12 protein-coding genes are annotated in these 14,577 nt (G+C 42.9%); 1 reads left to right on the top strand and 11 read right to left on the bottom strand.

What is annotated here, in order from left to right; translation table 11 throughout:
- Positions 1-30: 30 nt before the first annotated feature.
- The 7 genes from MKX36_RS04290 to MKX36_RS04260 form a co-directional block, all read right to left on the bottom strand.
- Positions 31-1,227: an AAA family ATPase gene (locus tag MKX36_RS04290; RefSeq protein WP_038978099.1), complete on the bottom strand. Its 1,197-nt coding sequence runs from the start codon at positions 1,225-1,227 to the stop codon at positions 31-33.
- Between the two features lies 1 nt (position 1,228).
- On the bottom strand, positions 1,229-2,491 hold the full coding sequence (locus MKX36_RS04285; protein WP_017426209.1) for a restriction endonuclease subunit S: 1,263 nt from the start codon (positions 2,489-2,491) through the stop codon (positions 1,229-1,231).
- Entirely contained in the window at positions 2,488-4,035 is a 1,548-nt protein-coding gene (locus MKX36_RS04280) for a type I restriction-modification system subunit M (protein WP_340864270.1), read from the bottom strand. The genes MKX36_RS04285 and MKX36_RS04280 overlap by 4 nt, the downstream gene beginning before the upstream one ends.
- A 733-nt stretch (positions 4,036-4,768) precedes the next feature.
- A complete protein-coding gene (gene rlmD, locus MKX36_RS04275) occupies positions 4,769-6,532 on the bottom strand; it encodes a 23S rRNA (uracil(1939)-C(5))-methyltransferase RlmD (protein WP_340864269.1) in 1,764 nt (587 codons plus the stop codon).
- Between the two features lie 223 nt (positions 6,533-6,755).
- Positions 6,756-7,637 (bottom strand): diacylglycerol kinase, encoded by an 882-nt coding sequence (locus MKX36_RS04270; RefSeq protein WP_019686192.1) that lies wholly within the window; start codon positions 7,635-7,637, stop codon positions 6,756-6,758.
- A gap of 176 nt (positions 7,638-7,813) precedes the next feature.
- On the bottom strand, positions 7,814-8,602 hold the full coding sequence (locus MKX36_RS04265; protein ID WP_340864268.1) for a sirohydrochlorin chelatase: 789 nt from the start codon (positions 8,600-8,602) through the stop codon (positions 7,814-7,816).
- Positions 8,602-8,892: a YerC/YecD family TrpR-related protein gene (locus MKX36_RS04260; protein ID WP_007428885.1), complete on the bottom strand. Its 291-nt coding sequence runs from the start codon at positions 8,890-8,892 to the stop codon at positions 8,602-8,604. Before MKX36_RS04260 ends, MKX36_RS04265 begins: the two co-directional genes overlap by 1 nt.
- 229 nt (positions 8,893-9,121) lie before the next feature.
- Here MKX36_RS04260 and MKX36_RS04255 point away from each other — a divergent pair, with 229 nt between their 5' ends.
- On the top strand, positions 9,122-9,637 hold the full coding sequence (locus tag MKX36_RS04255) for a tyrosine protein kinase (protein WP_340864267.1): 516 nt from the start codon (positions 9,122-9,124) through the stop codon (positions 9,635-9,637).
- Between the two features lie 6 nt (positions 9,638-9,643).
- On the opposite strand, the gene corA is transcribed toward MKX36_RS04255, so the two are convergent.
- The 4 genes from corA to MKX36_RS04235 form a co-directional block, all read right to left on the bottom strand.
- Positions 9,644-10,603 carry a magnesium/cobalt transporter CorA gene (corA, locus tag MKX36_RS04250; RefSeq protein WP_025364065.1) on the bottom strand — a complete coding sequence of 320 codons (960 nt, stop codon included), beginning with the start codon at positions 10,601-10,603 and terminating at the stop codon, positions 9,644-9,646.
- A 562-nt stretch (positions 10,604-11,165) separates the two neighbouring features.
- Entirely contained in the window at positions 11,166-11,894 is a 729-nt protein-coding gene (locus MKX36_RS04245) for an amino acid ABC transporter ATP-binding protein (RefSeq protein ID WP_013369518.1), read from the bottom strand.
- Positions 11,887-13,335, bottom strand: a complete 1,449-nt coding sequence (locus tag MKX36_RS04240) for an amino acid ABC transporter substrate-binding protein/permease (protein WP_016819806.1) — start codon at positions 13,333-13,335, stop codon at positions 11,887-11,889. Before MKX36_RS04240 ends, MKX36_RS04245 begins: the two co-directional genes overlap by 8 nt.
- 241 nt (positions 13,336-13,576) lie before the next feature.
- Entirely contained in the window at positions 13,577-14,566 is a 990-nt protein-coding gene (locus tag MKX36_RS04235; RefSeq protein WP_016819805.1) for an inorganic phosphate transporter, read from the bottom strand.
- Positions 14,567-14,577: the final 11 nt, after the last annotated feature.

Here is a 14,577-nt window from a genome sequence, read left to right as displayed (position 1 = left end):
ATTTCCCCCCTATATAAAATTTCTTTCATTTTATTTAAAACGATACATTTCTTTAATGTTATTCATTAAATACTTTATTACACGTCTATCATCATCTGTCAATTCAACCATCTCGTCTCCTGAATGCTTTGAATGACTTGATATATTAATAATTCTTGTCTCATAAGGATTAATATTCTCATTTGTGTCTTTAGGCAGAAGTTCTCCCCAGTTGTCATAACCTAAAAATGTTGATGTTTTCTCCAAAATATTTCTAAAGAAATTAAAATGATACTTCTTTAACTGACCTGTTTCAATCGCTTTTTCAATTTCGGTTTTTAAGAAAAGATGATAGGAAAAAGGAGAATCATTGCTTTGGGGAACCAAATCATATTCTCCATCTTCATTTTTTTTAAGAAAATATTTTTTAAATGTACCCTTTTTAAACTCATTATGCAGCACATTATAAAATAAAGGATTATGTGTGGTTATAATAAATTTAAGGTATGACTGACTTGATTTAATCAAGTGTGCCAAATTTACCGCTAATTCAATCAAGCGATTATCATCTAATGAACTTACAGGGTCATCTATGAATACATATTCCAGCTGATCAAACTGATTTGTTTCTCTCTCACTTGGTTCGGCTACATTTAATACATCAATAACTTGTTCAAGCAGAGAATAAAAAACACACCATACAAAGTTACTCTCTTCTCCTTTTGAAATTTTAATGTTATTGGAACGCTCATCATTACCACGCTCATATGAAAAGGTTATTTCTGAAAAGGCTCCTACGGTTACATTATTCCCATTCTTATCTTTAATAGAATATTCTTCATTAAAATGTGGCGTTAATTTTTCATCGGTATAATGTTGGAAATTAGAAATAATATTTCTATCTTGCCCCTGCTCTTCAAAGATCCATCTTGTAAAAGAATTAGGATGGATTTTAAGTTTTGGCTCAGCATCATTTTCTAAGTCATTATCCCAATAAAACAAATCTTCCGTAAAGGCATTGTAATAAAGAATTTTTTTATTAACTGCTTCTGATTCCTCTATCTCCGCATCCTCATCTGCTTTCGGTGCCACTAACGATTTGAATTCTCGTGAAAGCCTCGTTTTACCCGTTCCATTAAAAGCATAAATTAATTGAACTGTTACATCCGATTCACTCGCACCTTTAGCTTTCGTTTTATGTTTGGATTTTTTTAACATTTGTGCAATGTCCGTTAATGAAGCACCCATATTATTCCTTCACCTCCTCTTTCGGAAAGCTAAGAAGCATATTGCGGTAATATTCGTATTGTTTTTGACGCAACTCTATTTCACGAGGTAAACCCTCAGTAATTGAGGATGTCAAGGCATCGAATTTGTCGAGGATAGATACGATTCGGGCTTGTTCGGTAAGAGATGGGATGGGAAGTTTAAATTTTTCTAACTTATCTCCATGTACTCGAATAACCTTTGTTCCTGTTCTATTTTGCTTTTTATAATCAAAAAACATAGGGGTTTGCAGATAATAAGCTAAATACTTTGGGTTTTGATTGTGCTTAAAAACATAAGTCTCTCCGCTAACGCAAACCTCATCCTCACCCAGCCAAACTAGAGGCTTACAAACATCTTCAATATTTTCGCTTGTAGTCGCAATAATCAAATCGCCTTTCTGAGCTTTCCTCAACTTGGTTGCCAATGTTGGTGAAACAAAAGATTTTGTTTGATATGCAAAGTTTCCATAGTAAGTATAAATTTGACCGTAATGGATACAACTCACACCACTCTCTGCAAAATCACTTTTCTGCAATCCGTTGCCCCGTTCAAACTCCCCTATTTCCCCCAACGTCTTCCACTCAACTTCACCCTCTTCAAAAGTCAACAACTTATCACGGTAGTAGGTATATTGCTTTTTACGAGCTGTAAGCTCTGCTGTAAGCTCTGCTGTAAGCTCTGCTGTAAGCTCTGTAAAGGTGTCCAAAATACGAACAATTTCTTCTTGTACATTAAGGGGTGGGATGGGGATTTTGAGTTTCTTTAACTCGCTCATTGGTAAGCTCACAACAGGTGAACCAACAATTCTTCTACTATAATCGTTTACAATATCATGGGAATTAAGTAGATGAGAAAGATATTTTGAACTAATAATTTCTTGGATAGGTTTTATTACATATACCCCTTCCTTAATATTCCAATTTATAGGTTTTGTTTCTATAACAGCAGTACGTCCAACAGTTCCAGTCCCTGAAAATAAAACATCGCCACTTTCTAAATTAGAACGGTTATTTATTAATAATAAGGCTCTGTTATCTACCCTATCTGTTTTGTCAAGAAATACAACTTTTCCATTTTGTATTTCACGAACTGTCACATAAAACCCTTCTGAATCAGGTGCATTTAATTGAAAATTTTTACGAGGATTTAAACCCGTTTTTAATGACTTAATTACAGCCTCCAAAGGCTTCCACTCAACCTCAACCCCGTCAAGCAATTTCTCTATAAAGTTCGGCTTAATCATGATTCAATCCCCTCAATAATCTCATCAATTTCAGCACGAAGTTGGTCTATCTTTGCTACAGTCGTTTTTATTTCTGCATTCAGCTCATTTATATCAATGACTTCCCTTGTGTCTTTTGCTGCTATATAAGAACTTACAGAAAGGTTATACTCATTTTGAACGATTGCATCATAATCAACGGATTTTGCAACATGGTCAATATTTTCTTTGCTGTCGAACATTTTCATTATTTGCTCAATATGTTCATCTGTAAGTATGTTATTATTCGTTGCTTTTTTATAGAAATCTACTCCACTTGCATCAATAAATTGAGTTTTATTATCGGTTTTATGCTTAGAAAGAACCAAAATATTAACCGCTATTGAAGTCCCGTAAAAAAGGTTAGGTGCTAATGAAATGACCGTCTCAACAAAGTTATTATCAATCAGGTATTTTCTGATTTTTTGCTCTGCACCACCACGGTAAAAAATACCAGGAAAACAAACGATAGCAGCACGACCTTTACTTGAAAGGTAACTAAGCGTATGAAGTACAAAGGCAAAATCGGCTTTAGATTTTGGGGCTAATACGCCTGCGGGAGCAAATCTTTCATCATTAATAAGCGTAGGGTCATCACTACCAATCCAATTTACGGAATAAGGTGGATTAGATACAATAGCATCAAAAGGTTTTTCATCACCAAAGTGAGGGTCTAATAGCGTATTTCCTAAAGCAATATTAAACTTATCGTAATTTATGTTGTGTAGAAACATATTCATACGAGCAAGGTTATAAGTTGTATGGTTAATCTCCTGTCCATAAAAACCATCTTCGATAATATGAGCATCAAACTGTTTCTTTGCTTGTAATAGCAATGAACCTGAACCGGCTGCAGGATCATAAATTTTATTGATGGTTGTTTGCTTGTGTATTGCTAATTGGGCAATAAGCTTAGATACACACTGCGGTGTGAAGAATTCCCCTCCAGATTTTCCAGCATTGGCAGCATAATTAGAGATTAAAAACTCATAGGCATCACCAAAAAGGTCAATTTGACTATCTTCAAAACCACCAAAATTAAGCCCTTCAACTCCTTTAATCACAGCAGCTAAACGACTGTTTTTATCTTTTACAGTATTCCCTAGTCTATTGCTTGTCGTGTCAAAATCGGCAAATAATCCTTTAATATCTAGTTCAGAAGGATAACCATTTGCTGAACTTTCAATAGCAGAAAATATAGTAGCTAAATCTGTATTCAAACTTTCATTTGTGTTGGCGTTTTTTGCAATATTTTCAAATAACTGACTAGGATATATGAAATAACCTTTTGTTTTGATTGCATCCTCTTTAATTTCTTCAGTTACAATACTATCGTCAAGTTCTGCATAATTGATGCTTTCGTCGCCACCTTCAATATAACTAGAAAAATTCTCACTAATAAAACGATAAAAAAGAGTTCCCAAAACATATTGCTTAAAATCCCATCCGTCTACAGATCCACGAACATCATTAGCTATTTTCCAGATTTGAGATTGTAATCCTGCACGTTGTACTGCACTTGACATTTGTATACCTCCGATTTTTACAATGAGCACTCTCATCATTCTACAATACTAATTTTGCTCTGTTTTTCTGCTTTTTTAGGCGCTGATCTTAATATTTTCTTCTTTTACATCTATTATCTCTTAGGTTCCCTAAGTTAGAAAAGAGAATTTCATTCGAATTTTTTATACCAAATTAAACGAGATGTCTTCGGCCGTTCGATTGTGGACTGCTAATGAGAGCCGTTGTGTACAGCTGCCATGGATTTGCGAAATGCTCCAAAAAACCTTGGACGCGGGATGCTACGTCCTACTGAAAACGGGGCAGAACGCTAGTAATTCGAGCCGTTTCACAGCATTTTGGAGTACAACCTGTTTCGCCGACGCGAGTATTCGTCATTGAATGACTAAATAAAGTTTTACAACCAAAGATGCATACACGGCAAATTAAAACGAATAGCCCCTTATGCTTTAGCGAGTGGTTCATGACTTTCCCTGAGAGCAAAGCATTTTAATGAAAAGCGTAAGTTAGAGCAAAACTGCCAACGCACGAGTTTAAGCGTAAAAGTCTTCAGTATTAAAGGCTAGCCGATTGTAATTTCTTTTTTATTCAGCGGAGTGAAAAACTCTTATAAAATTACCAGATATATGAAAATCTCTAATCTTGCTCATAAGTTCAATTTTTACTTATCAAAATACTAATCCAAGAAACAAGTAAGAATATAAAATCAGACGCGTCCCCAACTCAAACATTCACTTATTCCAAACCCCGCCATTCCAACAACGCCACGCACTCCACATGAACCGTATGCGGGAACATATCTACAGGCTGTACTTCCGCTGTACTGTACCCGCCATCCTCCAATATCCTTAAATCCCGCGCCAGTGTGCTTGGGTTACAGGATACATACACCACGCGTTCTGGGTTCATCTCCAGAATGGTGTCGAGCAGGCGTGGATCGCAGCCCTTGCGGGGTGGGTCGACGACGATAACGTCGGCGGTGATCCCTTGCTCTTTCCATGCAGGAATGACGTCCTCGGACGCGCCTACCTCAAATTTCACATTACGCATTTCGTTCAATAGCGCATTACTTCGTGCATCGTCGATGGCTTCTTTGACGATCTCCACCCCATACACCTGGTCTGCATGCTGAGCGAGGAACAAAGAGATCGTGCCGATGCCGCAATACGCATCAATAACCGTTTCTTTGCCCGTGAGACCGGCATATTCGACGGTTTTGCCATACAGCACTTCCGTTTGTACGGGATTCACCTGATAAAAGGATCGCGCGGAAATCGCAAACTGGACGTTTCCAATGTAATCGTAGATCACGTCACGTCCCCACAGTACACGAGTCTCGTCGCCAAAAATAACGTTCGTTCGCTTCGTGTTCACGTTCTGGCATATGCTTGCCACGTGTGGGATGTGCTCACGAATACTGCCGATCCACGCATCAGCGTGCGGAATATCTCGTCCATTCGTGACGAGCACCAGCATCATTTCACCCGTGCGAAAAGCAGTCTTTACAACGACATGGCGCAGCAGCCCACGTCCGGTTTCTTCATTATACGCGCTGATGCCCAGCATTCGGCCAATCTCTTTGACATGTGCGATAACTTCGTCGTTGCGCTCGTCCTGAATGAGACAGGTGTTCATATCCACGATGCGATGGCTGCCACGTGCGTAGAAACCACCGACAAGCCCGCCCTCGGTGACACCAATCGGCACTTGGGCTTTGTTGCGGTACCGCCAAGGCTCACTCATACCGAGTGTAGGATGCACGACTACGCCTTGTACACGCGACATGTGGTCTGCACTTCCATCCGCAGAGTCAGCCAAAACCTCTGCAGTATGCTCACTGGACTCCGTAGCCACACTCAGCTTTCCGATACGTTCCAGCACATCCACCACATGCTGTCGCTTCCAGCCTAGCTGCGCTTCGTAGCTCATATGCTGGATCTGACAACCGCCACATTGATCGTAGATAGCGCACGGAGCTGCGATCCGGTCAGGGCTAGATTGCGCGATATCCAGAAGCTTGGCATAGCCATATTGCTTTTTTGTTTTCAGCACCTTGACCCGTACTTTTTCACCCGGTAACGCGCCCGGAACAAACAGCGTAAAACCCTCGACACGCCCTACACCCTCGCCATCATGGTTCATGCCGATGATGTCTATCACGGCCTCATCATTCTTTTGCACAGGCAGATCGCTACGCTCTGCATTAGACCTGCTACGATTGGAAGCTTCCTGATTCCGTCTATCGTTACTCCGTTCATCATCGGAAAATGGACGAGATTTCCGTTCATCCCCCCGCATTTTTCGATCCGAATTATCCATATTTCCACTTTTGCTTTCGGTTCCAGCCCGAAGCATTCTATTCCCAGCTCCAACTCGTGACTGTTCCAGTTCTCTCTCTTTTTTCGCCTGTATGGTCTTGTGGTGCTGCTTTCCTTGAACTGGAGTTGCTGTTGCTGTATTCCGGCGGCTTTTTCCACGTCCGCTACGGTTATTCGTCATGATGGTCACTTCTTTCTGTTCTTCTTTTCATGCTTATCTTCATTCAGCCACATCATTCAAATCGTCATCTAGACGATGTTTAAACATCAACTCGAAAATGCCGTTACTCCCCACGGAGAACGGCAAGGACCGATATGTTCCCTACATAAACAATTATCTACTCTGCGTTCTGTATATCGCACTGCTCAACCAACTGGGAACCAATTCATTCCCGTTCATTTCCTTACCGAAAAACATTCAAATGATGCGGAAGATTTCGGAAGGTCGCTGGCAGTGTGCCTCCTAATTCGCCATCCAGATTAAGCTGGACATAGCCAGGTGAGGTCACTTCCATGTAATCTGTTCTGAAATAAACGATTTTTTTGTCCTGCAAGTGCTCTCCGCGCAGCGCAAGTGTAACCAAGCGGATCATTTCCGCCAAATTGCATTTGCGCACAGCGATGACATCGAGCAGTCCATCATCTATTGTCGCCCCAGGAGCAAGCTTTTCAAACCCGCCCACCGAATTTGTATTCGCGATCAGGAAAAGCATAAATTCGTCGTGGATCACTTCCTGACCCGTTGCCTTGATGATCAGCTCCTGTGGAGCAAGGCTGACCATTTTCTCCATACCTTTAAAATAATACGCCAATTGGCCAATCATCGTTTTGAGCTTGCTTGGAACTTCATACGTAAGCTCGGTTAAAGTTCCGCCGCCTGCGATGTTGATAAAGTAGCGGTCATTGGCTTTTCCGATATCCAGTGGCTTCGGATTTTGACGAATAACAAGGTCACAATAATCCTCCCAGTGCTTGGGAATGCCCAGTGCTCTGGCAAAATCATTCGTCGTTCCCAGAGGAAACACACCCAGAGGCGGGCGGTTTTCCCTTTCAGCCATCCCGTTGATGACCTCATACAATGTACCATCGCCACCAGCGGCAATAATCATATCATAGCCACGCTCAACGGCCTCTGTTGCGGCACGCGTTGCGTCCCCTTCTCCTGTAGTTGCATGGCAAGAGGCCTCAATGCCACCTTCATCCAGGCGCTGCAAGACATCCGCAAGGCGACGTTTCATTTCCTCACGCCCAGAGGTCGGGTTATAGATTAATCTAGCTCTTTTCATTCAGTTACGCCACCCGTATATTTAATGATATTTATATTCACATCGCAGTTCATCACATTCAGTCTGTACAAAATATCATCATACTGGAAAAAGACCTCTTTTACAATAAAAGAAGCCAGTTACCATCCAAATAAGGGAATTTCAGGTTAAGATACTATCACCGAATTCAGATCATCTTATTTATTATCGGTCCTTGCTTGCTCCTGCATATTCTGGAACAGTTCACGAATTTGTCTATCCATCCAGCTTGTAAGCAAAGGATGCGGCAATAAAGGATCTCCTGAGTAACGATAATCGAGTCCCTGTAAGCGTTTGGGAATCATATGACTTGTAAAATAACCCGAACTCAAAAACAGCGGTGCCACAATAACATCATGACCCCGCTCCTGATTCCAATACGCTGCCTTGTCATGCACACCCTCAGGATTTAGCAAAGCGTAATCCGTGATGATACCACTCACGTTTTGCACCGTACGGGCCAACGAGGAAATCCCTTGCTCCCAGCGCTGAAGAAAGCCGTTGTGCGCGCTCCCGTGTCCTACGAGTAAAATGACCTCTCTCGCAGGGTCAACCGACAATAGACGAACCTTGTCCCACACCATGCGGGCAACATCTTCGCCATCATCCAATGGACTACCCAAATGCACACGTGCCTTCAATCGAAACGGCTCCAAATCCGTTTCTTTGTCTGGCGCAGCTTTGACTCCCAGCGCATAGCTAATTTCATCTACATGCGTACTGCCTGACGACACAAACAAAGGAATAACCAGTAAATCTGTTACCCCCAAGGCTTCCAGACGGTCAATCCCATCTTGAATCAATCTTCCTTTAACCGTTTCCAAAAATGAAACCTCTACCGGCATTGCTTCCAGCAATTGAAGCTTTGCAACTGCCTGATCCACCTGTTCCACCCAATATGGCTCTCTAGAGCCATGGCTGATGACTAGTATCCCAGGGCTCTGCATTAGCGACCTAGACGTTCCAGAGTCATTTTATACCCGTCATTCCCATAGTTCAGGCAACGTTTCACACGTGAAATGGTGGCTGTACTGGCGCCTGTCTCAGCTTCAATCTGATTATATGTGCTGCCTTTGCCAAGCATACGGGCAACCTCCAGACGTTGGGAGAGGGATTGAATTTCGTTAATTGTGCACAGATCATCAAAAAATACATAGCACTCTTCCAAATTTTTAAGAGTTAAAATAGCTTCGAACAATTGATCAATACTTTTATCATTAAGCTTTTTAAGCTGCATAGATTATCATCTCCCAAAGGTTACAATCTCTCCTCATTGTACTCGACAAATAGTTAGTTTTTCAAGCATTAACGGTTTCACGCATTACAGAACAACATTACATGATTACAGAAACTTCCTGTACGAATGCCCAAATCCGCTTTTATACCTCATTTCAGGACACGTGCCTAAACCCACTGTGCGTTTGTAACATACAGTAGAGTATCAATCTGCAAAGGAATGTGATCTCATGCCTGGACATTACTATCATCGGAGGGCGCAAACGCGTTCTATCTCCGATCCGTATAGTTCAACTCCTTACCCTGGACTCGATCCCTACAGCGAAGTTCCGCAAGTCGATTCCTCCGCCGTGGTGCCTTATGAGGCACCAGCGAGCATAACAGATGCCGCCGTGGTCACGCCAGACCCCGCCCCAGCCAAAGGAGGGCTGCTTGGCGGTCTTGGCAATCTTGGTAATCTCAACGATATTAAAGGTATTATTGACCGTATGGGCGGTATTGACGGGATTGTTGCTACGGTCGGCAAGGTACAAAAGATCATGTCTAGCGTGCAGCAATTTGCTCCGATGGCAAAACTGATTATGGGCTCGCTCCCAGCATTCAACAAAAACGCAAGCAAAAAAACGACAACACCAATTACTGAGGAACTGGATGAATATACACCACCACGCCGACGCCGGAAAAAGACACAGCGCAAAGGTACCACTACCCCGCGCAGACGTCCGCGCAAACGCACAAGAAAGTAGGCTATTTTATTTAAACCAACCTCGGCGCATAAACCACACCACCATCGCAACACTCAATAAGAACATAAAGAACAGTACGCCAAAATATCCATATTTCCAGCCCAACTCGGGCATATTCGAAAAATTCATACCATAAATTCCTGCAATCAGCGTCAAGGGCATAAAAACGGTCGTAATTACGGTCAGCGTCTTCATAATTGAATTCATGCGATTGGAATTAAGCGATATGTAACTGTCTCTCAGGTCGGCTGTCATCTCGCGGTCGGCCTCCAGCATGTCCGTCAGCTTCAATAAATGATCATAGATATCCGTAAAATAAGCCATATGATCCCCTTGACCCTGCACATGCTGCGAATTCAAAACTCGGTACATCAGATCACGCATCGGTACGATCGTACGGCGCAGCTTGAGCAACCTGCCACGCAGGTCAAATACCTGCTTCATTAATTCCTCTACCGATTCGTGTGCGCCCAAACCTTCCAGTTCGGCTAATTCATCCTCAATGATGAAAAGGCTTGGAAAATAGTTGTCTACCAGCTTGTCCATCACAGTATAAGCTGCAGCCAGCGGTCCGCGAGACCATATTTTACGTTCGTTCGCATGCTCGACAATCCGCTCCCAAGCCTGATCCAGCTCCTCTAGTTCATGATGGTGATATGTAACCAAAAAACGGCTGCTAATAAACATATCTACCTCTTCCGCCTCTAATGTATCTACATCAAGCGCATGTACCACCAGAAACTGTACATTCTCGTAATAATCCAACTTGGGACGTTGCAGAACATGCATACAATCCTCTACAGCCAGCGGGTGAAAATGAAAATAACTCGTCAGCAGCTCTGACTCTTGATCTGTAGGCTCGTTAAAGTCAGCCCAGATCCATATGTAATCTTCCATGACAATCTGCTCTAACGGTTGTCCCACCGTCACCTGATGATCGTGCCCTATAGTCAATGTACGTATCACCGTACGTCCCCCTCGCTTATACTGCCGTCTTATATGTTATTTATATTTTATATAAGCCATTCAACATTATACAAATCTCAAGTTCTAGGTTTCATATGCTCTAATGAAGAAAAGGATATCTCCGGGCCAGCACGCTCCCGAAGATATCCTTATACAATAATCAACGCATTATATTTTTCAAAAAAACTATGCTTGTCGCTTCATACCCTAATCGGCAATAAAAATGATGTGCATTCAGTCGTTCACCCCGATAGTCATATGTTGCTTGTATCGCTATTTCCCTTGGCGCAGCAAGCAAAGCGCTGCGCCAATTCCCTCTGCCTATCCCCACCTATTTAAAAGTGGCGCAGGTTTTGCGACAAAGGAGCAGATTCAGCGGGCAGTAGCGTAGTGGTCCATTTGAATCTGGAGAAGCGAAGCGCTCGCCTTTGCCCCTGAATTTTCACCTTATAAGGTCTTATATAATCGAAAAAATTCATGGGCAACAGCGATCGAAAGATCAAATGGAACGCGGAGCGGTCTCCTATGTCTTTGCCTGCACTCCCAGCAAACCCTGTCCCACTTACAATACTTTTTCTAAGAAACTTATAGTCCGCTCGTTTTTCGGATTACCAAATACCTCTTGCGGTGTTCCCTCTTCCACGATGTAACCACCGTCCATAAATACGACACGGTCACTTACTTCACGCGCAAAGCCCATCTCATGCGTTACGATCATCATCGTCATGCCTTCGCGAGCCAGATCTTTCATTACGCCGAGCACTTCGCCCACCATTTCAGGATCAAGCGCCGAGGTTGGCTCGTCGAACAGCATAATGTCTGGGTTCATTGCCAGCGCACGTGCAATCGCCACACGCTGCTTCTGACCGCCGGAAAGCTGTCCTGGCAATGCATCTGCCTTATCGGCCAAACCTACACGATCCAGCAACTTCATAGCTGTCTCGCGGGCCTCTGTCTTCGTCTGTTTGCCCAGCTCAGTCGGCGCGAACATAATGTTCTTGAGCACCGTCATATGCGGGAACAGATTGAAATGCTGAAACACCATACCTATATTTTCACGGACCTTGTTAATGTCCACGTTTTTGTCACCCAATTTGTAATCATCGACGATGACCTCACCAGCTGTAATTTCCTCCAGCATATTCATACAACGTAAAAACGTACTTTTCCCTGAACCCGAAGGTCCAATGACGCATACAACTTCGCCTTCCCGTACTTGCATGTCAATGCCTTTCAGCACCTGGTTACTGCCATAGCTCTTTTTCAGGTTTTTAACGATAATCTTACCCACGGCGAACTCTCCCTTCAAGACGGTTGGAAATTTTGGTCAGGACTGTAATGACGATAAGATACATCACCGCAACGACCAGCCAAATATCAAAGGATTGGAACGTCCGTGCAATAATGATTTTGCCCGATTGAGTCAATTCAACCAGACCGATAACCGACAGAATGGACGTATCCTTCAACGTAATAACCAACTGATTGATAAACGACGGGATCATGATTTTCACAGCTTGTGGCAGAATGATCTTCAGCATGGCTGTCCGATACGGCAAACCAAGCGAACGAGCGGCTTCCATTTGTCCCGGATCAATGGACTGAATACCCCCGCGGATAATTTCGGTCACATAAGCACCAGCGTTTAGGGATAACGTCAACACCGCCGCGACAAAAAGCGGCATTTTAAAATCGAGTGCCTGTGGGATACCGAAGTAAATAAAGAATGCAAGTACGATCAGTGGAATACCACGGAATACATCAACGAAAACAGTTGCAATACCGCGGAACACCTTGTTATGGCTCACTTTCATAAAGCCAAACACCAGTCCCAGCAAAAAGGCTACGAGCAAGGATACCAGGGTGTACAACAGCGTATTTCCCATCCCTTTAATCAACGCAGGCAGCGAAGCGGAAATGAGTTCCCAGCGGCTGCGTTCTACAGGAGCCACACCTTTGCCGGATTCTCCCAGGTATTTGGACATAATTTTGTCATATTCCCCGCTGTTACGAAGATTCACAAGCCCTGCATTGAATTTTTCTAGCAGCTCCGCATTTTTGCCTTGGTTGACAGCGAAACCGTAAGAGCCACCTTTTTCCTTATCAGTCACCAGCTTAAGACCATTATTCTGAGTCACACCGTATGCCAGTACCGGATAATCATCAAAGCAGGCAACCGAGTTACCTGTTTTAACTTCATCATACATTTGAGAAGAATCGTCGAACGGAACGGTAGTAAAGCCATATTTTGCCTTAATGGATTCCGCGAATGTGTAGCCTTGTGTTCCTGTTTTGACAGCGACACGCTGTCCTTTCAGGTCCTCATAGCGTTTAATCGTATCATTATCCTTACGGACCGCCATGACAACACCTGAGTCGAAATAGGGCTCAGAAAAATCAAATTTTTGCTTGCGTTCATCTGTAATACTCATCCCGGCAATGACACCATCCACTTGATTCGTTTCAAGGGCCTGCACTGCCGCGTTAAAGCCAAGTGGCTTAACGGTATACTCAAAATTCTGGTCCTTAGCAATAGCTGCCAGTAAATCCATATCAATTCCGACAAATTTACCATTTACATCTTCAAACTCAAAAGGCGCGAACGTTGTATCCGTGCCGATATCATACTTTGTTTTATTTTCTGCGTGGGCCACTACACCGAAATTACCGGCCAGGGCAACCACAGAAAACAAACAAATCATGAGTGCTATTAGTTTTCTTGGTTTTTGCATAAGATCCTCCAGTCAGTTGAACGGTTCAAAGTTTTCTGTTTATTCTACAGGAGTTATTAAAAATTGACTACTTTGATGTCAGGTATTTTTTAAAAAACATCTCATGGAACTATCTGGATGTGTAAACTTTAGAGATGCATTTTTGCCCGAGAATGCCAATAAGCCCCTGCCGCAAAAAGCGGACGGAAGCTTATTGTGTATCCTATATTGTATGTTCTTTTTCTAGAAACCATGAAGAAAACTAGAAAAGAATTTTGAATATCAAACCTGACAATAGCGCAGAAATTGGAATCGTTATTACCCAGGTTATTACAATACGGCCAGCTAGTGACCAGCGAACCGCACTAAAACGCTTCGCAGACCCTACACCCAGAATCGCCGAAGTAATAGCATGAGTGGTACTTACTGGCAAATGAAGCAAAGTAGCTGTGAATATAACGGAAGCCCCCGAAACGTCGGCTGCAAATCCATTGATTGGGTCAATTTTAAAAATCTTAGTTCCCATCGTCTTGATGATCTTCCAGCCCCCAATAGACGTACCAAGCGCCATGGCTGTTGCAGCTGAGATTTTCACCCACATAGGTACTTCCAAATGGTCTTGATACCCTGCCGAGACGAGTGCGAACGTGATAATCCCCATCGCCTTCTGAGCATCATTCGTACCATGCGTAAACGACTGAATAGCTGCCGTAATCACCTGCATGGTACGGAAACCCTTGTTCACCGTATGCGGACTGCGATAAGCAAAGATGTATTTCAAAATCATCATCACAATGTAACCGACAACAAAAGCAATCAGCGGGGAGAAAATAAGACCCTCAACAATCCCGATAAAGCCGCTCCAATTTAATTTATCCTGTCCTGCACCTACATACACCGCTCCGGCCAACGCACCAATCAATGCATGGGAAGAGGATGAAGGAATACCGAACCACCAAGTCAAGAGATTCCAGATAATAGCGGCGATCAACGTCGCAATGACGATATCAATTCCGTTCGTAAGCTTGGTTGGATCAGCGACACTTCCACCAATGGTCTTGGCAACCCCGGTAAACAAGATCGCTCCGAGAAAGTTCATAACCGCAGCCATAATAATCGCACGTCGCGGCGTCAATGCACGGGTCGAGACCGAAGTAGCAATTGCGTTCGCCGTATCATGAAATCCATTAATAAAATCAAATGCCAGAGCAAGAAAAATAACAATACCTAGTACCAGTAAACTTGTATCCATGTAAAAGGACT

It is taken from the genome of Paenibacillus sp. FSL W8-0439, assembly GCF_038008995.1.
Taxonomy (GTDB): Bacteria; Bacillota; Bacilli; order Paenibacillales; family Paenibacillaceae; genus Paenibacillus; species Paenibacillus polymyxa.
This window is presented reverse-complemented; position numbering and strand designations above follow the sequence as displayed.